18 protein-coding genes are annotated in these 20,354 nt (G+C 63.4%); 10 read left to right on the forward strand and 8 right to left on the reverse strand.

The features are described 5' to 3' along the window. Nucleotides 1-31: 31 nt before the first annotated feature. Nucleotides 32-1,465 carry an allantoinase PuuE gene (puuE, locus tag NKI25_RS03675; RefSeq protein WP_352783854.1) on the reverse strand — a complete coding sequence of 478 codons (1,434 nt, stop codon included), beginning with the start codon at nt 1,463-1,465 and terminating at the stop codon, nt 32-34. 172 nt (nt 1,466-1,637) lie between these two features. Between puuE and uraH the strand changes: the two genes are divergently transcribed. The 5 genes from uraH to NKI25_RS03700 all read left to right on the forward strand — a co-directional run bounded on the left by uraH (nt 1,638) and on the right by NKI25_RS03700 (nt 7,477). Then, nucleotides 1,638-2,012, forward strand: a complete 375-nt coding sequence (gene uraH / locus NKI25_RS03680) for a hydroxyisourate hydrolase (RefSeq protein WP_352620696.1) — start codon at nt 1,638-1,640, stop codon at nt 2,010-2,012. A gap of 1 nt (nt 2,013) precedes the next feature. After that, complete coding sequence (xdhA, locus tag NKI25_RS03685) at nt 2,014-3,495, forward strand: xanthine dehydrogenase small subunit (RefSeq protein WP_352634922.1); 1,482 nt, start codon at nt 2,014-2,016, stop codon at nt 3,493-3,495. Then, nucleotides 3,495-5,846 carry a xanthine dehydrogenase molybdopterin binding subunit gene (xdhB, locus tag NKI25_RS03690; protein WP_352783860.1) on the forward strand — a complete coding sequence of 784 codons (2,352 nt, stop codon included), beginning with the start codon at nt 3,495-3,497 and terminating at the stop codon, nt 5,844-5,846. Before xdhA ends, xdhB begins: the two co-directional genes overlap by 1 nt. 62 nt (nt 5,847-5,908) lie before the next feature. Continuing rightward, entirely contained in the window at nt 5,909-6,913 is a 1,005-nt protein-coding gene (gene xdhC / locus NKI25_RS03695) for a xanthine dehydrogenase accessory protein XdhC (RefSeq protein WP_352784155.1), read from the forward strand. Between the two features lie 66 nt (nt 6,914-6,979). Beyond that, the gene (locus tag NKI25_RS03700; protein WP_352634926.1) at nt 6,980-7,477 is read left to right on the forward strand and encodes a hypothetical protein; all 498 of its coding nucleotides are present in this window, start codon (nt 6,980-6,982) and stop codon (nt 7,475-7,477) included. 43 nt (nt 7,478-7,520) lie between these two features. On the opposite strand, the gene dps is transcribed toward NKI25_RS03700, so the two are convergent. The 4 genes from dps to NKI25_RS03720 all read right to left on the reverse strand — a co-directional run bounded on the left by dps (nt 7,521) and on the right by NKI25_RS03720 (nt 11,415). Then, complete coding sequence (gene dps, locus NKI25_RS03705) at nt 7,521-8,009, reverse strand: DNA starvation/stationary phase protection protein Dps (protein ID WP_023676226.1); 489 nt, start codon at nt 8,007-8,009, stop codon at nt 7,521-7,523. A gap of 146 nt (nt 8,010-8,155) precedes the next feature. Next, nucleotides 8,156-9,409, reverse strand: a complete 1,254-nt coding sequence (locus NKI25_RS03710; protein ID WP_352998193.1) for an LLM class flavin-dependent oxidoreductase — start codon at nt 9,407-9,409, stop codon at nt 8,156-8,158. Continuing rightward, on the reverse strand, nt 9,406-10,419 hold the full coding sequence (locus NKI25_RS03715; RefSeq protein ID WP_352998194.1) for an LLM class flavin-dependent oxidoreductase: 1,014 nt from the start codon (nt 10,417-10,419) through the stop codon (nt 9,406-9,408). Before NKI25_RS03715 ends, NKI25_RS03710 begins: the two co-directional genes overlap by 4 nt. Nucleotides 10,420-10,494: 75 nt before the next feature. Then, on the reverse strand, nt 10,495-11,415 hold the full coding sequence (locus NKI25_RS03720) for a LysR family transcriptional regulator (RefSeq protein ID WP_352590951.1): 921 nt from the start codon (nt 11,413-11,415) through the stop codon (nt 10,495-10,497). A 141-nt stretch (nt 11,416-11,556) separates the two neighbouring features. On the opposite strand from NKI25_RS03720, the gene NKI25_RS03725 reads away from it, so the two are divergent. The 4 genes from NKI25_RS03725 (at nt 11,557) to NKI25_RS03740 (ending at nt 16,106) form a co-directional block, all read left to right on the forward strand. Beyond that, nucleotides 11,557-12,774: a urate hydroxylase PuuD gene (locus NKI25_RS03725; protein WP_352590954.1), complete on the forward strand. Its 1,218-nt coding sequence runs from the start codon at nt 11,557-11,559 to the stop codon at nt 12,772-12,774. Beyond that, nucleotides 12,771-14,084: a guanine deaminase gene (gene guaD, locus NKI25_RS03730; protein ID WP_352590957.1), complete on the forward strand. Its 1,314-nt coding sequence runs from the start codon at nt 12,771-12,773 to the stop codon at nt 14,082-14,084. Before NKI25_RS03725 ends, guaD begins: the two co-directional genes overlap by 4 nt. 74 nt (nt 14,085-14,158) lie before the next feature. Next, on the forward strand, nt 14,159-14,665 hold the full coding sequence (locus tag NKI25_RS03735) for a heme-degrading domain-containing protein (RefSeq protein ID WP_352590960.1): 507 nt from the start codon (nt 14,159-14,161) through the stop codon (nt 14,663-14,665). A 175-nt stretch (nt 14,666-14,840) separates the two neighbouring features. After that, on the forward strand, nt 14,841-16,106 hold the full coding sequence (locus tag NKI25_RS03740; RefSeq protein ID WP_352590963.1) for a glycerate kinase type-2 family protein: 1,266 nt from the start codon (nt 14,841-14,843) through the stop codon (nt 16,104-16,106). Nucleotide 16,107: 1 nt separating this feature from the next. Here NKI25_RS03740 and NKI25_RS03745 read toward each other — a convergent pair whose 3' ends face one another. The 3 genes from NKI25_RS03745 to NKI25_RS03755 form a co-directional block, all read right to left on the reverse strand. Then, on the reverse strand, nt 16,108-16,830 hold the full coding sequence (locus NKI25_RS03745; RefSeq protein ID WP_352470171.1) for a UdgX family uracil-DNA binding protein: 723 nt from the start codon (nt 16,828-16,830) through the stop codon (nt 16,108-16,110). Nucleotides 16,831-16,916: 86 nt separating this feature from the next. After that, nucleotides 16,917-18,338 (reverse strand): glutamine synthetase family protein, encoded by a 1,422-nt coding sequence (locus NKI25_RS03750; RefSeq protein WP_352590966.1) that lies wholly within the window; start codon nt 18,336-18,338, stop codon nt 16,917-16,919. Nucleotides 18,339-18,352: 14 nt separating this feature from the next. After that, complete coding sequence (locus NKI25_RS03755) at nt 18,353-19,735, reverse strand: aspartate aminotransferase family protein (RefSeq protein ID WP_352998195.1); 1,383 nt, start codon at nt 19,733-19,735, stop codon at nt 18,353-18,355. A gap of 157 nt (nt 19,736-19,892) precedes the next feature. Here NKI25_RS03755 and NKI25_RS03760 point away from each other — a divergent pair, with 157 nt between their 5' ends. Next, complete coding sequence (locus tag NKI25_RS03760; protein WP_348625924.1) at nt 19,893-20,348, forward strand: hypothetical protein; 456 nt, start codon at nt 19,893-19,895, stop codon at nt 20,346-20,348. The last annotated feature ends 6 nt before the right edge of the window (nt 20,349-20,354 follow it).

Raw genomic sequence — 20,354 nt, forward strand, 5'->3', positions numbered from 1 at the left:
GGACGCCAAGGCCTATCGCGGCAGCCAAAGCCTATTGCGGAAGCATGTCCTTGAGACGAAGCAGCGCGATGCGCTCGACCTGTCTGCAGGCGGTTTCGAATTCGACATCGTGGCTGTTGCCAATACGCGCCTCGAACTCGGCCAGGATCTCCCCCTTGGTCTTGCCTTTCACCGCAATAATGAAGGGGAAACCGAAACTGGTGACGTAGGCGGCATTGAGTTTTGCGAACAGCTCGCGCTCCTTGTCGGTCAGCGCGTCGAGGCCGGCCGAAGCCTGTTCCCTCGACGATTCCGCCGTCAGCCGCTTGGCCTGCGCCAGTTTTCCGGCAAGGTCGGGATGCGCATTGAGCACGGAAAGCCGATCGGCCTCGCTTGCCGCGCGAAAGACGCGGCAGAGCGCATTGTGCAGGCCGCCGGCACTTTCATGCGCCGGGCCGAGCTCCAGCTCATAAGCGCGCTCGGCAATCCACGGCGAATGCTCGAACACGCCGCCAAATGTATGGACGAAGGCCTCGAATTCCATTTTCGACGGGCGCAGCGCCGGCAACCGGAACGGATGCGTCTCCTGCCAATGTTTTGCGATGTCGATGCGCCGTGCCAGCCAGACCTTGTCGTGTGATTTGACGTAGTCGATGAAGCGCTTCAGTGCCGCGACCCGGCCCGGCCGGCCGACGAGGCGGCAGTGCAGGCCGATGTTCATCATGCGCGGCCGTCCTGCCTTGCCCTCGGCATAGAGCGTATCGAAACTATCCCTGAGATAGGCAAAGAACTGGTCGCCCGAGTTGAAGCCTTGCGGCGTGGCAAAGCGCATGTCGTTGGCGTCGAGCGTGTAGGGGATGATCAGCTGCGGTTTCGCCGTGCCATCCGGCGCCACGTGCTCGAACCAGTAGGGCAGTTCGTCGTCATAGGTGTCCGACACATAGTCGAAGCCGCCCTCTTCCGCCGCCAGCCGCACCGTGTTGATCGAGGTGCGCCCGGTGTACCAGCCGGTCGGCCGCGCGCCTGTGACCTCATAATGCAGCCGGATCGCCGCTTCCATGTCGCGGCGCTCGTCTTCTGGCGCATGGTCGCGGTAGTCGATCCATTTCAGCCCGTGCGAGGCGATCTCCCAGCCGGCCTCCTGCATCGCCGCAACCTGATCGGGCGATCGCGCCAGGGCCGTGGCGACGCCGTAGCAGGTGACCGGCACTTGCGCCGCGCTGAACAGGCGCAGCAATCGCCAGAAGCCGGAACGGGCGCCGTATTCGTAGATCGATTCCATGTTCCAGTGGCGCTGGCCGGGCCAGGGCGCGGCGCCGACGATCTCCGACAGGAAAGCCTCCGAAGCCTTGTCGCCGTGGAGGACGCAATTCTCGCCGCCCTCTTCGTAATTGACGACGAACTGCACGGCGACATGCGCCCCGCCGGGCCATTTCGGATCCGGCGGATTGGCTCCATAGCCCCGCATGTCTCGTTCGTAACGCATTCTCGCTCCTGCCGGAATTGTGATCAGGATAGTCGAAAGGAGTGCCTGCGCATTCCCCCGAAATTTTTGAAAGTGTTTTTGTCGCGCTCCGCTCGACCGGGACTTATGCATCGCCTTTAATTGGCGCACAATTCATGAATAGTGTTCGACTGTGCAGGGAATGGAGCAGCCAGTGGCGGAAACGTCGAAAGCCGAAGGCGGGCGCCTGACGACCCACGTCCTCGACACTGCAGCCGGCAAACCGGCGGCCGGTCTGTCGATCGAGCTCTATCATCTTGACGGTCAGGCCCGGACGCATCTGAAAACGGTCGTCACCAATGATGACGGCCGTTGCGATGCTCCGCTGCTTGCCGGCGCGGAATTCCGTACCGGCGAATACGAGCTGGTCTTTGCGGCTGGCGATTATCTGCGCCGGCAAGGGACAAAACTGCCGGAACCGGCCTTCCTCGACCATGTGCCGATCCGCTTCGGTATGGCCGAGCCGGTGCACTATCATGTGCCGCTGCTCATGTCGCCTTACGGCTATTCGACTTACCGGGGAAGCTGAGATGGCCGGGATCAAGACACGCAACGAAATCCGGTTCATCCTCAATGGCGAGGACGTCGCGCTCGGCACGGTCGCGCCCGACCAGACACTGCTCGACTGGCTGCGGCTCGACCGCTCGCTGCGCGGCACCAAGGAAGGTTGCGCCGAGGGCGACTGTGGCGCCTGCACGGTGCTGGTCGGCAGGCTCTCCGGTGGAACACTGGTCTATGAAAGCGTCAATGCCTGCATCCGCTTCCTTGGCTCGCTAGACGGCACGCATGTCGTGACCGTCGAGCATCTGCGCGGCGACGCAGGAAAACTGCATCCCGTGCAGCAGGCGATGGTCGATTTCCACGGCTCGCAATGCGGCTTCTGCACACCGGGTTTCGTCATGTCGCTTTATGCTCTGTGGATGCGGGCGCCGGAGCCGTCGGACGCCGCCATCGAAAAGGCGCTGCAAGGCAATCTCTGCCGCTGCACCGGCTACGAGGCGATCATGCGCGCCGCACGTGCCATCTCCAGCTACGGCTCGGCGGCAAAGGATCCCTTGGCGGCGGAGCGCAAGGCAGTCACGACCAAGCTCGAAGCGATGAAGGACGGTTCGCGCATCGAGATCGGCTCCGGCAACAAGCGGCTGATCGTGCCGGCCAATGCCGACGATCTGGCCAGCGTGCTGGTCAAGGAGCCGGGCGCCACTATCGTCGCGGGTTCGACCGATGTCGGCCTTTGGGTGACCAAGCACATGCGCGATATCGCGCCGGCGATTTTCATCGGCAATCTCGATGGTCTGTGCGGGATTTCCGAGAACAAGGGCGTCATCTCGATCGGCGCCGGTGTCACCTATAGCGAAGCCTTCTCGACGCTGGCGAAACGCATCCCGGCGCTCGGCCCGCTGTTCGATCGCATCGGCGGCGATCAGGTGCGCAACATGGGCACCATCGGCGGCAATATCGCCAACGGTTCGCCGATCGGCGACACGCCGCCGCCGCTGATCGCACTCGGTGCCCGCCTGACGCTTCGCCGCGGCGACAAGCGGCGGACGATCCCGCTCGAGGAGTTTTTCATCGCCTATGGCCGACAGGACCGGCAGCCCGGCGAATTCGTCGAGGCCGTGCATGTCCCGGTGCCAGGTAGCGAGACGAAATTTGCCGTCTACAAGATCACCAAGCGCCGCGACGAAGACATCACAGCAGCGCTAGGGGCGTTTACCCTGAAGCTCGCCGCGGATGACACGGTGGCGGATGTGCGCATCGCCTACGGCGGCATGGCGGCAACGCCGAAGCGAGCCTTTGGCGTGGAAAAGGCATTGCTTGGCAAGCCGTGGACGGAAGCGACGGTCGAGGCGGCGATGGCCGCGTACGCCGGCGATTTCACGCCGCTGACCGACATGCGGGCAAGCGCCGAATACCGGGCGCTGGCGGCGCGCAACCTGCTGCTGCGCTTCTTTGCCGAAACCACCGGCACCCGGGCGCCGATCCAGGTATCACGGCACGAGGCGGCATGATGAACAAGCACGCCACCCCAAACCTGAAGGCGCAAAAAATCGCCGGCGGCGTCGCCACCGACCAGCGCCATGATTCCGCGCACAAGCATGTCAGTGGCACGGCCGTCTATATCGACGACATGCCGGAACCGGCCGGCACGCTGCACGGCTGCCTTGGGCTTTCGACGGCGACGCATGCCACCATCACCAGCATGGACCTGTCGGCGGTGCGCGCCGCACCCGGCGTCATCGACGTGCTGACGGCGAGCGACGTGCCAGGCGAGAACGACATTTCGCCGACCGGCCGTCACGACGAGCCGGTGCTGGCCGACGGCAAGGTACAATTCTTTGGCCAGCCGATCTTCTGCGTCATTGCCGAAACCCGCGAGCAGGCGCGCCGTGCAACGAGGCTGGCCAAGGTCGAATACAAGGAATTGCCGTTCGTCGCCGATGTCGGTGAGCTCGATCCACGGATGGATAAGCTGGTCACGCCGCCGCTGATGCTGAAGCGCGGTGATGCAGCGGCTGCGATCAAGGCGGCGCCGCGCCGGCTGAAGGGAAAGATGCGCATCGGCGGCCAGGAGCATTTCTATCTCGAAGGCCATATCGCCTTGGCCATTCCTGGCGAGGACCACGACGTCACCATCTATTCCTCGACCCAGCACCCGAGCGAAATCCAGCACATGGTCAGCCACGCGCTCGGTGTTCCGAGCCACGCGGTGACGGTGGAAATCCGCCGGATGGGCGGCGCTTTCGGCGGCAAGGAAACGCAAGGCAATCAGTTTGCGGCATTGGCCGCTATCGCCGCGAAGAAACATCATCGGGCCGTGAAAATCCGGCCCGACCGCGACGACGACATGATCGCCACCGGCAAACGCCACGATTTCCTCGTCGACTACGAGGTCGGCTTCGACGACGAGGGCAATATTCTGGGCGTAGATTTCATGTTCGCGGCGCGCTGCGGCTTCTCGGCCGACCTCTCCGGCCCGGTCACCGACCGCGCACTGTTCCATTGCGACAACACCTATTTCTGGCCGGCGGTGCACGCGCAATCGGCGCCGCTCTACACCAACACGGTATCGAACACCGCCTTTCGCGGCTTCGGCGGCCCGCAAGGCATGGTCGGCGCCGAGCGCGTCATCGACGAAGTCGCGTTTGCCGTCGGCAAGGACCCGCTCGAAATCCGCAAGAAGAATTTCTACGGCACCAGCGACCGCAACATCACGCCCTATCACCAGACGGTCGAGGACAACGTCATCCACCGCATCGTCGCCGAGCTGGAGGCGAGTTCCGACTATGCGAGGCGCCGCCGCACCATCGATGCTTTCAATGCCAACAGCCGCTTCATCAAGCGCGGACTGGCGCTGACGCCGGTCAAGTTCGGCATCTCGTTCACCGCCACCCATTACAACCAGGCCGGCGCGCTGGTGCATGTCTATACCGATGGTTCGGTGCATCTGAACCACGGCGGCACCGAGATGGGGCAGGGCCTCTATGTCAAGGTGGCGCAGGTTGTGGCGGAAGAGTTCCAGATCGACCTCGATCAGGTAAAGATCACCGCGACGACGACCGGCAAGGTGCCGAATACCTCGGCCACCGCCGCGTCTTCCGGCTCCGACCTCAACGGCATGGCGGCGCAGAATGCCGCCCGCCAGATCAAGGACCGGTTGATCAATTTTGCCGTCGAGAGATACCAGGTGCCGCGGGACCAGGTGCTGTTCTTGCCCAACCGCGTGCGCATCGGCAACCAGGAGATCGCCTTCGCCGATCTCGTCAGGCAGGCCTATATGGCGCGCATCCAGCTTTCGGCGGCGGGTTTCTACAAGACGCCGAAAATCCATTGGGACCGCGACAAGGGCGAGGGCCATCCCTTCTACTATTTCGCCTATGGCGCCGCGTGCTCGGAAGTCTCGGTCGATACGCTGACCGGCGAATATGTCGTCGAGCGCACCGACATCCTGCACGAAACCGGCCGCTCGCTGAACCGCGCCATCGACCTCGGCCAGATCGAGGGCGGCTTCATCCAAGGCATGGGGTGGCTGACAACGGAGGAACTGTGGTGGGACGACAAGGGGCGGCTGCGCACCCATGCGCCATCGACCTACAAGATCCCGCTCGCGTCGGACCGGCCGAAGATTTTTAATGTGACTTTGGCCGACTGGGCGCAAGCAGGCGAGCCGACGGTGCACCGCTCCAAGGCGGTCGGCGAGCCGCCCTTTCCGCTCGCAATGTCGGTGCTGCATGCGCTGTCGGACGCAGTGGCGAGCGTTGCCAGCCACAAGATCTGCCCGCGCCTCGACCCGCCGGCCACGCCGGAGCGTGTGCTGATGGCGATCGAACGGCTGAAGCGGGAAGCCAGGACCGGCACTTGAATCCCGGAAAACGTGCAATTCAGGCTGAAAAACTCTATATTTCCCGATAGGGAACGCGAATGATGAACGCGAAAGTGCAGAGCCTGAAAGCCTTTCTTGCCGGTGCCGGCCGGGTCGCCTTGGTTGAGGTGGCCGGGACAAAAGGTTCGACGCCGCGCGAGACGGGTGCCCTCATGCTCGTCTCGGGATCGGCCACTTTCGGCACGATCGGCGGCGGCCAGCTCGAATACATGGCGATCGACAAAGCGCGGCAGATGCTTTTCTCCCCCCTTGAGGGGCAGATGGCCGCGAAGCGGCCAGAGGGAGTCGTCTCAGAAGGCACCGCCAGCGCGTCGAGCACTGCCGCGGCGACCCCACCCGGCGGCTTCGCCGCCACCCTCCCCTCAAGGGGGAGGGATACCCTCGACATCGCGCTCGGCCCGGAGATCGGGCAGTGCTGCGGCGGCAGGGTCGAGCTGCTGATCCGGCTGGTCGACCCCGCGCTTGAAGCCAAGCTGGTTGCGGCGGCGGAAGCCGAGGAAGCGCAGCTACCGCATGTCTACATCTTCGGCGGCGGCCATGTCGGCCAAGCGCTGGCCTCCGCGATGGCCTTGCTGCCGGTGCATGTCGTCGTTGTCGAGACGCGAGCCGGGGCGCTGGAGGGCATGCCGGAAGCGGTAGAAACAAGCCTGACGCCGATGCCTGAGGCAATGGTGCGCGAAGCCCCGGCTGGATCCGCTTTCGTCGTCCTCACCCATGACCATGCGCTGGACTTCCTGATCGTCGCCGAGGCGCTGAAACGCCGGGATGCCGCCTATGTCGGCATGATCGGCTCCAGAACCAAGAAGGCGACCTTCCGGAACTGGTTCCTTAAGTCGGCGGACGGAAGCGAGGCGGAATTTGCCCGCCTCGTCTCGCCGATCGGCGGCGATACGGTGAAAGACAAGCGCCCGCAGGTGATCGCCGCACTCGCCGCAGCCGAAATCATGACGGCATTGGCGAGGTATTATTTACCCGTCGACGGGCCAAAATATTCCCAATCACCGGGCGGTGGTCGGTCGACCGCATCATCGTCGCAGACTTTTTGATGCTATGAACGAAAGACTGGAGCAGTTGGCGCGTAAGGCCGAGAAAAACACGAGCAGCACATATTGATGAAACAGCTTGTCATAGCTCTTCTGGCTGCTTTTGCAGTTTTCTTGGCGTCTACAATAGGATCGCGAACGCCCGCTGCGCGACACGCCGGCGGGCAAACACTCCGCGCCACCTGGTTTGTGCATGTGTTTGCGGTCCTGCTTGCGGGCTTTATCGCGGTCGTTGTGGTTGCCGGACACAGCGAAACACCGAGCGAGCAACTTCCCTGGATTTTTGGTCTACTGGTTGGCTTTGGTCTGAGCCTGATCGGGTGGATTTGGTTCTTTTATGTTCGCGTAGTCTTTTGGAATGTCGAGGGAATAGGAATCCGGCAGCCATTCATGCCGCCTCGATTTATTCGGTGGGAAGACATCGAATGGGCTGGTCGCAAATGGACAGGAGATTTCCAGCTTCGTTCCAAGAAAACCAGCATTGGCTACACCGCGTTCCAGGGCGGACACGATGAGCTAAATCGCCGGGTGAAGCTTGAGGTGCCGAAGTTCGAGAGGAATTTCTAATCGAACCCCGGCGCGCCGAGCAAATAGCGCCGTCCAAAAAGAGCTATTCCTTCTCCTGCGTGTGCGCCTCAAGGAACCACAGCAATTTGTCGAGCGAGCGCGAATAGGCGGTGAAGATGTCGGCGGTATCGGCGTCGCCCGCGCCAGCCGCTTCGTCGATCGCGGCGCGTGCCCGCTTGGCGGTCGCGGCATAGCGGTCGATCAGCGCCGCCAGATGGTCTCGGGTCTTGTGGATGTCGGTCGGATAGGCCTCCAGCATAGTCGCCTTCGACACCTCCTGCGAGGTGCCGAGCGCCGTGCCGCCGAGCTGTACGGCGCGCTCGGCAATGGTGTCGACATGGCCGTCGATCTCCTCGCGGAACGTGTCGAGCATCTCGTGGATGGCGATGAATTGCGGTCCCTTGACGTTCCAGTGCGCCTGCTTGGTGATCAAGGCCAGATCGATGGCGTCGGCGAGGCGGGCATTGAGAAGATCGATACACTCTTTCTTGGCATTGGATTGCAGGTCATTGCGGGTGGCGATGGCATCCATGATCGGCTCCTGTGGCGGTTGCGTCCGCGTGGTTTGAAAAGAGGGCGAAGTTTGGGATGGACAATCGAATATGCGCGCAGACGCCCTCATCGCCGCGGCACAGCATCCCAAAACGGCGATCTCCGACTTTCGTTCCGCTCGTCGTTTTACGCCGGCGTTTTCAAGCCCAGATGGTCGCGCAGCGTGCTACCTTCATAATCCTTCCGGAAAAGCCCGCGCCGCTGCAGCTCCGGCACGACAAGCGTGGCAAAGGCTTCGAGTTCGCCGGGAAAATAGGATGGCATGACGTTGAAACCGTCTGCCGCGCCGCCCTCGAAGCGTGCCTCGAGCTGGTCGGCGATCTGGGCCGGAGTTCCGACGACGCGCCAATGACCGCGCGCGCCGGCGAAATGACGGGCAAGCTGGCGAATGGACAGCTTGTCGCGGCGGGATTGCTCGATGACGAGCGCCTGCCGGCTCTGCATGCCTTCGCTGGCCGGCAGCTCGGGCAGCGGTCCGTCGATGGGATAGCGCGCGAGATCGGATATGCTGAGATAGCTGGAAAGCAGCGCGACGCCGACATCGTCCGGTATCAGCTCCTGCAGTTCATCATGTTTTGCCCGGGCTTCCGCTTCGCTTGCCGCGACGACCGGCGCGACGCCGGGCATGATCTTGACGTCCTCCGGCTCGCGCCCATGGGGCGCCAGCCGTCCCTTGAGGTCGTCGTAGAAGGCCTTTGCCTCCTCGAATGTTTGCGCCGCAGTGAACACCACATCGGCGGTCCGGGCGGCGAGATCGCGGCCCTCGTCCGACGCTCCTGCCTGAACCATGACCGGCGCACGTTGTGGCGAGCGCGGCAGATCGAGCGGGTCGCGCACCGAAAAACTTCTGCCTTCGTGTCCACCCTGGCCTCGCCAAAGGCCGGTAACCACGGCAGCGAATTCGCGCGCGCGTTCGTAGCGGTCCGCATGTGGGCGCAGTCCGGTCGAGCCGAAATTGGCGGCCTCGATCTGGCTCGCCGAAGTGACGAGGTTCCAGCCGGCTCGGCCACCGCTCAGATGGTCGAGCGACAGGAAGGTCCGCGCCAGTCCGTAAGGCTCGTTATAGCTCGTCGACGCCGTGGAGACGAGGCCGATGCGCTCCGTCTGGACGGCGAGCGCGGCAAGCAGGCTTATCGGCTCGAAGCCGATCGAGCGCGACGTTTGGCTGGCGATGTTGACATTGGCCTCGCGCACGCCGGCGGCGTCCTCGCAGAAGATCATGTCGAACTTGGCTGCTTCCGCCGTCCGCGCCAACTGGACGTAATGGTCGATGTCGATGCCGGCCGTGACATGCGCCTGCGGATGGCGCCAGGCGGCGATGTGGTGGCCTGTCGCCCACAGGAAGGCGCCGAGCTTCATCTGGCCTCGACCGGCGCTCATTGCCGATCCTCCCCTGCAAGCCCGAGATGGGCGCGCAGTGTCGCCGCGCTGTAGCCGGACCGGACAAGGCCGCGGCGGCGAAGCTCCGGCAGCACGAGACCGACGAAATCGTCGAGCGCCGATGTGAAGGGCATGGCGATGTTGAAACCGTCGCAGGCTTTCGAGCGAAAGCACTCTTCGAGCCTGTCCGCAAACAGGTCCGGCGCGGCGGTTATTTCGGCGCTAACGGTAACGTTCATCAGCACTTTCAGCGCCTCCGGACTGCGCCCGAAGGCAAGCGCACGGCGCTTCAGATCGCCAGCCTTCGCCGGCTCGATCGATGGCTCATCCAGCAGGACGACATCGGCGGTGCGGGCGGCGATATCCGTGTCGGGCTCGGACAGGCCGGACATGACCAGCATCGGCGTGTCCTGCGGCGACCGCGCCACGTTGAGCGGCCCGCGCACGGAAAAATATTCGCCCTTGTGGTCGAGAAGGTGCATCTTCTCGGGATCGAAGAAGCGGCCGCCAACTTTGTCGAACAGCAGCGCGTCTGCGTCCCAGCCTTTCCACAAGCCTTGCACGATGCCGATGAATTCCTCGGCGCGCAGGCGGAAATCGTCGCCGGAAAACCCTTCCGGCCGGCTGAAATTGGCCGCCTCGCGCGGTTCGGGCATCATGCTCGCGTTCCAGCCGGCGCGGCCATGGCTGATGATATCGAGCGAGGCGAAACGGCGCGCGAGATTATAGGGCTGGTGGGCGACCGTCGACGCCGCGGCGGCAAAGCCGATCCTGCTTGTCACCGTCGCCAGCGCCGCCACCAAGGTCGTTGCTTCGAAGCGCATTTGCCGGTTCGGCCCGCCTGCAACCGGTGCGGAATCGCCGAGCAACACCATGTCCAGGCCGGCCGCTTCGGCTTCTTGCACGAACCGCGTCAGCAGACTGAAGTCCGGGCCGGCGTCGGGCGGATGGGAAGGAGCGGCTTCCGGAGACAGTGAAACGGCGAGACACATTGTGGCGCCGTTGGCCATCGCTTTTCCCTGTTGAGCGAGATTCCTTGAGAATTATCTCGCCGGCTGGACGGAAAGCAACCGGCCAGCCGGCGATCATTTGCCGGCCAGAATATCCCTGATCAGCCGCTGGCAGCGCTCGGCCATGAAATCGAGCAGCAGCCGCACCTTCGGATCCTGCAGCTTCTTATGAGGGTAGACGGCGGCGAACTGCACCGGCGTCGGCGGCGTGTTGCTCAGGATCACCTTCAGCCGCTGGTCGCGGATAAACGGCTCGACCTCGAAGCGCGGCTTGTTGATGATGCCGCGGCCGGACAGCGCCCAGCCGGTCAGCACGTCGCCATCATCGGTATCGTAGGGGCCGTGCACCTCGAATTTTTGCGGTCCGTTCGGCGTCTGCAGCGTCCAGACATATTCGCGCGCGCCGGAATAGCGCAGCATCAGGCAATCGTGCTTCTTGCCGATCAACTCCTGCGGCTCGGTAGGCTCGCCGCGCGCTTCCAGATATTGCGGAGCCGCCACCAGAACGCGTTCGCATTCCATGATGCCGCGCATCCTGAGGCTGGAATCCTCGATGATGCCCAGCCGGAAGGCAACGTCGATGCCTTCCTTCATGATATCGACATTGTGATCGGAAAGCCGGAGCCGCACTTCGATATCGGGGTACCTGTCGTGGAAATCCGGGATTCCGGATGCTACCAGCCGCCGCCCGAGGCCGAGCGGCGCTGTCACCTTTATGGTGCCGCGCGGCTGCCCGGATAACGCGCTGACCGCAGCTTCGGCCTCGGTGACCGCCTCCAGCACCTGCTTGGCGCCGGAGTAGAACACCGTGCCGTGCTCGGTCGGCATCAACTGCCGCGTCGTGCGGTTGAACAGCCTGACGCCCAGGTGCTTCTCGAGCTCCTTGATCCGATTGGAAGCGACCGCCGGCGAAATGCGCATGTCGCGCCCAGCCGCCGATAAATTGCCGAGCTCGACGACGCGAACGAAAACGGCGATGTTGTCGAGATAGGCCATGCGGCTTCCGTGGCTCTCATGTGGCTGCGTATGATCAGCCTAGTATTTTCCAATTTTTTTTGAAAGTCATCGTGCAGCTCGGCCCTTTCCGTTTGCGCTCCAGTCCGTAAAGTCAGTGGATCGGCAGGGACGATTTCTTTCATGATGGATTTCGCGATATTCTGGGATTGGCTGAGTTTCGCCGTGCGCTGGCTGCACGTCGTCACCGGTATCGCTTGGATTGGATCGTCGTTTTATTTCGTCGCGCTCGATCTCGGGCTGCGCCAGCGTCCGGGCATGCCTGCCGGAGCCTTCGGCGAGGAATGGCAGGTGCATGGCGGCGGCTTCTACCATGTGCAGAAATATCTGGTGGCGCCGGCTGAGATGCCCGAGCATCTGACCTGGTTCAAGTGGGAATCCTACGCCACCTGGCTGTCGGGCTTCGCCATGCTGTGCGTCGTCTACTATGCCGGTGCGGACCTGTTCCTGATCGATCCGAATGTGCTTGCCATGTCGGTGCCTACAGGCATCTTGCTGTCGCTGGCGACGATCGGCGTCGGCTGGGTGGTCTACGATCTCTTGTGCCGTTCGCCGCTCGGCAACAGCGACACCGGCCTGATGCTGGTGCTGTATGGGGTGCTGGTATTCATGGCCTGGGGACTGACCCACCTGTTCACCGGCCGCGCCGCCTTCCTGCATCTCGGCGCCATCACCGCGACGATCATGTCGGCCAACGTTTTCATGGTCATCATCCCCAACCAGAAGATCGTCGTCGCCGACCTGATCGCCGGCCGTAAGCCCGATCCGAAATACGGCAAGATCGCCAAGCAGCGCTCGCTGCACAACAATTACCTGACGCTGCCGGTTTTGTTCCTGATGCTGTCGAACCATTATCCGCTGGCGTTCGGGACAGAGTTCAACTGGGTCATCGCCTCGCTGGTGTTCATCATCGGCGTGCTGATCCGGCACTATTTCAACACCAGGCATGCGCGCAAAGGCAATCCGACCTGGACCTGGCTGGCGGCCGCCGTCCTGTTCGTCGTCATCATCTGGCTGTCGACGGCACCGAAGCTGCTGACCGGCGAGGTGAAGGCCTCGTCGGCTGCACAGGTCTACGTCGCCTCGGCGCATTTTCCCGCCGTGCGCGATACGGTGCTTGGCCGCTGTTCGATGTGCCACGCGGCGGAGCCGTCCTACGCGGGCATTTACCACGCGCCTAAGGGCGTGATGCTCGATACCGATGCCGGCATCGCCGAGCACGCCGGCGAGATTTACCTGCAGGCTGGCCGCAGCCACGCCATGCCGCCCGCCAACGTCACCCAGATCACCGACGAGGAACGGGCACTGCTGGTGGCATGGTTCGAAGGCGCAAGGAAATGACCGGCACGCTCCTGCGCGGCCGCACGCTGTCGTTTTTGCGCTGGCCCGAAACCATCGACGACCATTCCGCCTGGCGTTACGAGCAAGATGGCGGCCTGCTGATGCGCGACGGCAGGATCGTTGCCGCGGGCGCCTATGCCGAGGTCGAGAAAAAGGCGGGCGAGGGAACAAAAAAAATCGACCACAGGCCGCATCTGCTGCTGCCCGGGTTCATCGATGCGCACGCGCATTTTCCGCAGATGCAGGTCATCGCTTCCTTCGGCGCCGAGCTGCTCGACTGGCTGAACACCTACACTTTTCCGGAAGAGACAAAATTCCAGAACGCCCAGCATGGCCGCCGTATCGCCAGGCTGTTCCTGGATGAAGTATTGCGGCATGGCACCACGACAGTCGCGGCATATTGCTCGGTACACAAGGAATCTGCCGAAGCGTTCTTCGCCGAGTCGCACGACCGCAACATGCTCAACATCGCCGGCAAGGTGATGATGGACCGCAACGCGCCGGACGGCGTGCTCGACACGCCGCAATCGGGCTATGACGACAGCAAGGCGTTGATCGATGAGTGGCACGGCAAGGGACGCCAGCACTATGCCATCACGCCGCGCTTCGCCATCACCTCGTCGCCCGAGCAATTGGAGATGGCGGGCGCGCTCTGCCGCGAATATCCTGATCTGCACATGCAGACGCATCTGTCGGAAAACCACGCCGAGATCGCCTTCACGCAGCAATTGTACCCGCAGACGCGGGACTACACCGATATCTACGAACACTATGGGCTGCTCGGGCGCAGAAGCCTGTTCGGCCATTGCATCCACCTGTCGGAACGCGAGGCGGATGCGCTTTCGGATAGCGGCTCGGTGGCGGTGTTCTGCCCGACCTCCAACCTGTTTCTCGGCTCGGGCCTGTTCGATTATCAGCGCTATAGCCGCCGCGAGAAGCCGCTTCGCATCGCCGCCGCCACCGATGTCGGCGGTGGCACCAACTATTCGATGCTGCGCACCATGGACGAGGGCTACAAGGTGATCGCGCTGAACGGCGAGAAGCTCAATCCGTTCCAGTCGTTCTGGCAATTGACCCGCGGCAATGCCGAGGCGCTGTCGCTTGCGGAAAAGATCGGCACCCTGGAGGAAGGCAGCGACGCCGATATCATCGTGCTCGACGCCCGCGCCACGCCGGCGATGCGGCTGCGGGTGGAGACGGCGGACACGCTCGCCGAGGAATTGTTTCTGCTGCAGACGCTCGGCGACGACCGCGCCGTGCGCGAGGTCTATGTCGCCGGCCGGGCGGCCAAGGCGGATATAGCGGTTTAGCCGTCGTATGCGGCCGGCTTGACCGGGCGGCAGCCATCCGCCAAAGCAACAGGCGAGATCGACAGGGGAACGACATGGCCGTTGCGGACGACATCGCTCTGATCAAGAAACAGGAAGCCACGCTTGTCTTTTCGGCCTTCGATGAAGCCGTCGCTTTCGAGATCGGCTCGGCGATCCGCGACCGGGCTCTCGAGGAAAACCTGCCGATCATCGTCGATATCAGAACTTTCGACCGGCCGTTGTTCTATGCGGCAATGCCCGGCTCGAACGCCTCCAATCCGGACTGGGCGCGGCGCAAGATCAACGTCGTGCGGCGGTTCCTGAAAAGCACCTACCGCATTGTGCTGGAGCAGCAGCGCCCCGACCGCAGCTTCAAGCCCGGCGAGGGGCTGGACGTTGCCGACTATGTGCTGGCCGGTGGCGGCTTTCCCATCACTGTCAAGGGCGCTGGCGTCATCGGCGTGATCGCCGTCTCCGGTCTACCGGAGCGCGAGGACCACGGAGTGGTCGTCGATACGCTGTGTAGCTACTTGGGCGTCGATAGCCAGGAGTTGGTCCTGCCGCCGGAAGCAACATCGTGACGTTGGCGCTGCCCCTCATCCGCCTGCCGGCACCTTCTCCCCGCGTAGTGATGGGGAGAAGGGAAACGCTCCAACGCTGGCGATCCCCTCTCCCCGTCTCTATACGGGGAGAGGGTAAGGGTGAGGGGCAGCGCAAACGCCGCAGAAGCTCGCACAGCGTCCGTGGTAGCTCAGTATGACCGCGCTCGATCCCAAGTCCTTTCTCATTTCGATCTTCAACGCCGCCGTTGCCGCCGCCGATCCCCAGAGGACGATCAAGGATCATTTGCCCGCAAGGCCGAAGGGACGGACGATCATCATCGGCGCGGGAAAAGGCTCGGCGCAGATGGCGGCGGCTTTCGAGAAAGTGTGGGACGGGCCGATCGAAGGGCTGGTCGTCACCCGCTACGGCTATGGAGCGGCCTGCCGGCGCATCGAGATCATCGAGGCGGCGCATCCGGTGCCGGATGCCGCAGGGCTCGAAGCTTCCCGGCGGCTGCTCGAAAAAGTCCAGGGACTGACTGCGGACGACCTCGTCGTGGCGCTCATTTCGGGCGGCGGCTCGGCGCTGCTGCCGTCACCTGCCGAAGGTCTGACGCTGGCCGACGAGATCGCCGTCAACGAGGCGCTGCTCGCCTCCGGCGCGCCGATCGCCGCGATGAACACCATCCGCAAACATGTTTCCACGATCAAGGGCGGCAGGCTGGCGGCCGCTGCCTATCCAGCCAAGGTGGTGTCGCTGGTGGTCTCCGACATTCCGGGCGATAACCCGGCGCTGGTCGCTTCCGGCCCGACCGTTCCCGATTCCGGCAGCCGCGAAGATGCATTAGCGTCGATCGCCGCCTATGACATGAAACTACCGGCTTCAGTGATGGCGCACATCAATTCGCCGGCCGCCGATGCACCGCGCGTCGATGATCCGCGTTTTTCGCGCAACGAGGTACATCTGATCGCCTCGGCCGGCGTATCGCTGGAAGCGGCTGCGGCCGAAGCCAGGTACCAAGGTATCGAAGCGGTCATTCTCTCCGATTCCATCGAGGGCGAGGCGCGTGAGGTCGGCGGCGTCCACGCTGCAATCGCGCGCGAAGTGGCGACGCGCAACCGGCCATTCGCAAAACCGGTGCTGATCCTGTCGGGCGGCGAGACGACCGTGACCTTGCGCGCGAAAGGCAAAGGCGGCCGCAACTCGGAATTCCTGCTCGCCTTCGCCATTGGGATCAGCGGCATGGCGGGCGTCCACGCACTGGCCGCCGACACCGACGGCATTGACGGTTCGGAAGACAATGCCGGCGCCTTCGCCGACGGCTCGACAGTGTCGCGGATGCATAAGGCGGGCGTCGATGCCAAGGCCATGCTTGCCGGCAACAACGCCTGGACGGCATTCAATGCCGTAGATGACCTTTTCGTACCCGGTCCGACCGGCACAAACGTCAACGATCTCCGGGCGATATTGATCAAATAGCTCAGGCGGCCATTAGCTTTTTCACCGCTCTCATATCCTGCAGGAACCGGTCGCGTTCTGCCTGCCTGTCCGCCGGCTCGCGAATGCGCAGGATGAAGGACGGGTGGATGGTGACGAAGACACGCAAGCCATCGTCACGCTCCACGACGGCCCCGCGCATCTTCATGATCGGCACCACCTTACCAAGCAGCGCCTGCGCCGCCGTTGCGCCGAGCGCCACCGCCAGATTGGGCTTGATCAGATCGATTTCCTTGTCGAGCCACCAGCGGCAAGCCTGCACCTCGCCGGCGTTCGGCTTGGAGTGGATGCGCCGCTTGCCGCGCGGCTCGAACTTGAAATGCTTGACCGCGTTGGTGACGTAGACTTTCAGCCGATCGACGCCGGCATCGTCCAGGATCGCGTCGAACACCTTGCCCGCCGGACCGACGAAGGGCTTGCCCGCCAGGTCCTCCTGGTCGCCCGGCTGTTCGCCGACGAAGATCACCTTAGCTTTATCAGGGCCCTCACCGAACACGGTCTGCGTGGCGTCGTGCCATAGCGGACAGCGGCGGCAGATCTTGGCCGTTTCGCGCAGTTCAGGAATCGTCCTGGCGTCGATTTCTGTCGTTTCCGGAGACTTACTTGCAGGCAAGCGTCTTGCCTGCACTTTGGCATGGTGCGGCGTCGGGGTTGTCTGCATCCTGGCGATCATGACTAAGGCGGCCTTGCTCGCTCCTGCAATCAGACACGCAATGAGCAAAGCCCGCCGAAGGTTCCGTTGAAATTATTCCGCATGGGCCTTCACCGGCGGATGGCCGACGATGTGATGCCCTACACCTCGTGCAGATAGAGGTGATAATCCAGTTCGCTGACCGTGCGCGCCACGCGCAGATATTCCGACTGCTTGATCGCCACGAACGTCCGGTGCAGGTCTTCGCCCAATGCGCCCTTGAGGAAGGTCGACGCCCTTGCCGCCTCGATCGCGGCACGCCAGTCGACCGGCATCGTCGTGCGCGTGACGGCCGATTCGTAGCCATTGCCGGTGGTTTCGGGACCGGGATCGAGGCCTTCGTCGAGGCCTTTGACGACACCGGCCAGCACCGTTGCTGCCACTAGGTAAGGATTCGCGTCGACGCCCGATGGCCGGTGCTCGATGCGGCGGTTCTTGGCATCGCCGGCCGGCACACGCAGTGCCACCGAACGGTTGTTGACGCCCCAGGTCGGCGCCACCGGCGCATAGGATTGCGAGACGAAGCGCCGCCATGAATTGGCATGCGGCGCGAAGACCAGCATCGATTCCGCCATCGTCTGGATCAGTCCGCCGAGGCCGCGCAGCAGCGGCAGCGACCAGCTTTCGCCGCCGGTTTCGGCAAAGACATTCTTGCCGGCATCGTCCAACAGCGAGACATGAAAATGCATGCCCGAGCCGGCATATTTCTCGATCGGCTTGGCCATGAAGCAAGCGGTGACACCATGACGGCGCGCCTGCGCCCGCACCAGTCGCTTGAGCATCACGAGATCGTCGGCCGCCCGCATCACATCCTTGCGGTAGTTGAGCGTCAGCTCGTACTGGCCGGGCGCATATTCCGAGATGACCGTCTCGGCCGGGATGCCTTGCACCTTGGCTGCGGCGTAGATGTCGGAAAACAGCGGCTCCATGCCGTGCAGATGGTCGACGGAATAGACCTCCGTCTTGGCCGAGCGGCGTCCGTCAAGCACCGCGTGCGCCGGCTGCACCTTGCCTTCGGCGTCGCGCTCGTTGGCGAGCAGGAAGAATTCGAGCTCGAAGGCGCCGGCCGGATGCAGGCCCTTGGCCGCGAGGATGTCTACCTGGCGGGCGAGTGCCAGCCGCGGGTCGGACGACATCGGCTGGCCATCGAGATGGTACATCGCCATCAGCACCTGGCCGCGCGGCGGCTGGGTGCCGAACAGCGGCACCAGTGTGCCGGGGATCGGCCACGCCCGCAGGTCGCCGTCGCCCGTCGTCCAGATCAGCCCGGTCTCGTGAACATCCTCGCCGGTGATGTCGAGGCCGAGGATCGAGATCGGCATGTGCCGGCCCCCCTCGAAGATGCTCATCAACTCATGCCGGCGCACGATCTTGCCGCGCCCGACGCCGTTGGCGTCGGTCAGCACGATGTCGAACGCTTCGATCTCGGGATGAGCGTCAAGAAAGGCCTGCGCCTCGGCGGGCGTCGAGCCCGAAGGGGATGCCGTGACCAGGTTCAAACTTTGCTTGGGCGCTTGTTTCATGCCGCAAGCTTGTCTCACGCCGTAAGCTTTGCCGCAACCGCGCCGAAGGCAGTGATCAGCCGGTTCACCTGGGCGGCGCTGGTCGCAGGAGAGATCAGCATCATGTTGTGGAAGGGTGCGATCAGCACGCCGCGATTGACCAGCGCGACATGGATTGCCGCCTCGAGCTCCGGCACGTGCGCAGCTTCCGCTTCGCCGCCGTTCCTCAGCGGGCCCGGCGCGCAGATGAACTCGACACGGGCACCGACGCGAGCAACATGCCAGGGCAGACGATAGCGATCGATGACGGCGGTCAGCCCGGCGTCGAGCCGCCGCGCCAGATGGTCCATATGGCTGTAGTTCTCGTCGGTCATGACGTATTCGAGCGTGGCGCGCATCGCTGCGAATTGCAGCGGATTGGCCGACAGCGTTGTCCCCATGCCGGAGTAGCCGGGCTCTTTCCGACTGATATAAGCGGCATAGCGGGCCGCAACGTCTTCGCTCATGCCCCAGACGCTCGCCGGTACGCCGCCGGCAATCGGCTTGCCCAGCACGAACAGGTCCGGCTCCAGCCCGTATTTGCTTGTATAGCCGCCGGGACCGGTCGAAATTGTATGCGTCTCGTCGATTAGAAGCAGCGTGCCGGTCGCACGGGTGAGACGCCGCAAGCCATCATGAAAGCTGGCTTCGGGCAGCACCATGCAGGAATTGGTCAGCACCGGCTCGGCGATGACGCAGGCGACATCGTTGCCCCGGAGTGCCGCCTCGAGCGCCGGCAAATCGTTGAACTCGACGACATCTGTCGCCCGGGTCAGGTCGCGGAATTCGCCGGCCAGTCCCGGTCGATTCACCGCTTTCCCGGCGACCAGCCGCACCATCGTCTCGTCGACCGAGCCATGATAGCAGCCGTTGAAGACCAGTATCTTCTCCCGGCCGGTAACGGCGCGGGCAACCCGCAGCGCGAAGCGGTTGGCATCGGTCGCCGTCGTCGCGATCTGCCACGACAGCAAACCGAAGCGCTGCTGCAGCAACGGTCCGATGGCCAGCGCGTCTTCGGAAGGTAGCATATAGGTCAGTCCTCGTCCGGCCTGCCGGCGGATGGCGCGGGCGACCGGCGGCGGCGAATGGCCGAACATCGAGCCGGTGTCACCAAGGCAGAAATCGTCCAGCCGATTGCCGTCGATGTCGGTGATCGCAGCGCCCTTGGCACTGTCGACCAGGATCGGGAATGGCGTCGGCCAGTCGTTCATCCAATGCATCGGCACGCCGCCGAAGAAGCCGGGCAGGCCATTGCCGATTTTCGCCATCGATTTTGGCCGCGCCCGGCGGAAGACTTCTGCCTCGGTCGCGCGCAACTCGACGATCCGGGCCGGGCCGATGCCGCCGATGCAAGTCTTTGAATGGTTCATGACGTTCATGCCGGCCCTCTCAGTCGCACTTTAGACAATCGGCATCCGCCACCGCAATTGGCCGGGCGGCTGCCCTGTGTTGGGTCAGCGGTCATTTGAATGAAAACAGGCGCTTGACCGCGAGCCGCCTTCGGGCGCCAATGGTACTTCGGCTGGAGGGCATAAGATGGTGCGGGCGATCGTCTGCGCAGCAACGCTGCTGTCGTCGGTTGGTGCGGCTCTGGCGTCCGGCGGCATCTGGTGTTCCGCCGAGGATGCAGCCGTCAAATTTCAGGTCGGTGCCGGGATCACCAGAGGCATGGGCGGGCCGACCTTCAATTTTAGCGGCGAGCTCGAGATTCTGGGCAGGCCGGCTGCCGACAGTCTGCGCGAGACATTGTTCGAGGATCAGAACCTCACGCAATATTGGCTCGACAACAAGGAATTGCGGCTGCTCGTCTACCACGAACGGCAGGTCGAAAACGCCTACGGCTATGTCGAACTGGCGATCCTGACCAAGGCCAGCGACGAAGGCGTCTATGACGGTCGCTATTTGCTCTCAATCCATGATGTAACGGCCGATGCCGAAAAGGACGGCAAGCAGGCTGAATTGACCGGCAAAGTATCTTGCGGAGCCGAGTAAGTAACA

It is taken from the genome of Mesorhizobium sp. M0808 (genome assembly GCF_040320025.1).
Classification (GTDB): Bacteria; Pseudomonadota; Alphaproteobacteria; order Rhizobiales; family Rhizobiaceae; genus Mesorhizobium.

Excerpts from the sequence above, each read along its gene's own strand:
- NKI25_RS03720 (WP_352590951.1), bottom strand. The coding sequence starts at position 11,415 with ATGGCCTATCTCGACAACATCGCCGTTTTCGTTCGCGTCGTCGAGCTC.
- NKI25_RS03710 (WP_352998193.1), bottom strand. The coding sequence starts at position 9,409 with ATGAGCGCCGGTCGAGGCCAGATGAAGCTCGGCGCCTTCCTGTGGGCG.
- NKI25_RS03715 (WP_352998194.1), bottom strand. The coding sequence starts at position 10,419 with ATGGCCAACGGCGCCACAATGTGTCTCGCCGTTTCACTGTCTCCGGAA.
- xdhC (WP_352784155.1), top strand. The coding sequence starts at position 5,909 with ATGAACGCGAAAGTGCAGAGCCTGAAAGCCTTTCTTGCCGGTGCCGGC.
- NKI25_RS03700 (WP_352634926.1), top strand. The coding sequence starts at position 6,980 with ATGAAACAGCTTGTCATAGCTCTTCTGGCTGCTTTTGCAGTTTTCTTG.
- puuE (WP_352783854.1), bottom strand. The coding sequence starts at position 1,465 with ATGCGTTACGAACGAGACATGCGGGGCTATGGAGCCAATCCGCCGGAT.
- NKI25_RS03750 (WP_352590966.1), bottom strand. The coding sequence starts at position 18,338 with ATGAAACAAGCGCCCAAGCAAAGTTTGAACCTGGTCACGGCATCCCCT.
- NKI25_RS03725 (WP_352590954.1), top strand. The coding sequence starts at position 11,557 with ATGATGGATTTCGCGATATTCTGGGATTGGCTGAGTTTCGCCGTGCGC.
- xdhA (WP_352634922.1), top strand. The coding sequence starts at position 2,014 with ATGGCCGGGATCAAGACACGCAACGAAATCCGGTTCATCCTCAATGGC.
- guaD (WP_352590957.1), top strand. The coding sequence starts at position 12,771 with ATGACCGGCACGCTCCTGCGCGGCCGCACGCTGTCGTTTTTGCGCTGG.
- xdhB (WP_352783860.1), top strand. The coding sequence starts at position 3,495 with ATGAACAAGCACGCCACCCCAAACCTGAAGGCGCAAAAAATCGCCGGC.
- NKI25_RS03735 (WP_352590960.1), top strand. The coding sequence starts at position 14,159 with ATGGCCGTTGCGGACGACATCGCTCTGATCAAGAAACAGGAAGCCACG.
- dps (WP_023676226.1), bottom strand. The coding sequence starts at position 8,009 with ATGGATGCCATCGCCACCCGCAATGACCTGCAATCCAATGCCAAGAAA.
- NKI25_RS03760 (WP_348625924.1), top strand. The coding sequence starts at position 19,893 with ATGGTGCGGGCGATCGTCTGCGCAGCAACGCTGCTGTCGTCGGTTGGT.
- NKI25_RS03740 (WP_352590963.1), top strand. The coding sequence starts at position 14,841 with ATGACCGCGCTCGATCCCAAGTCCTTTCTCATTTCGATCTTCAACGCC.
- NKI25_RS03755 (WP_352998195.1), bottom strand. The coding sequence starts at position 19,735 with ATGAACGTCATGAACCATTCAAAGACTTGCATCGGCGGCATCGGCCCG.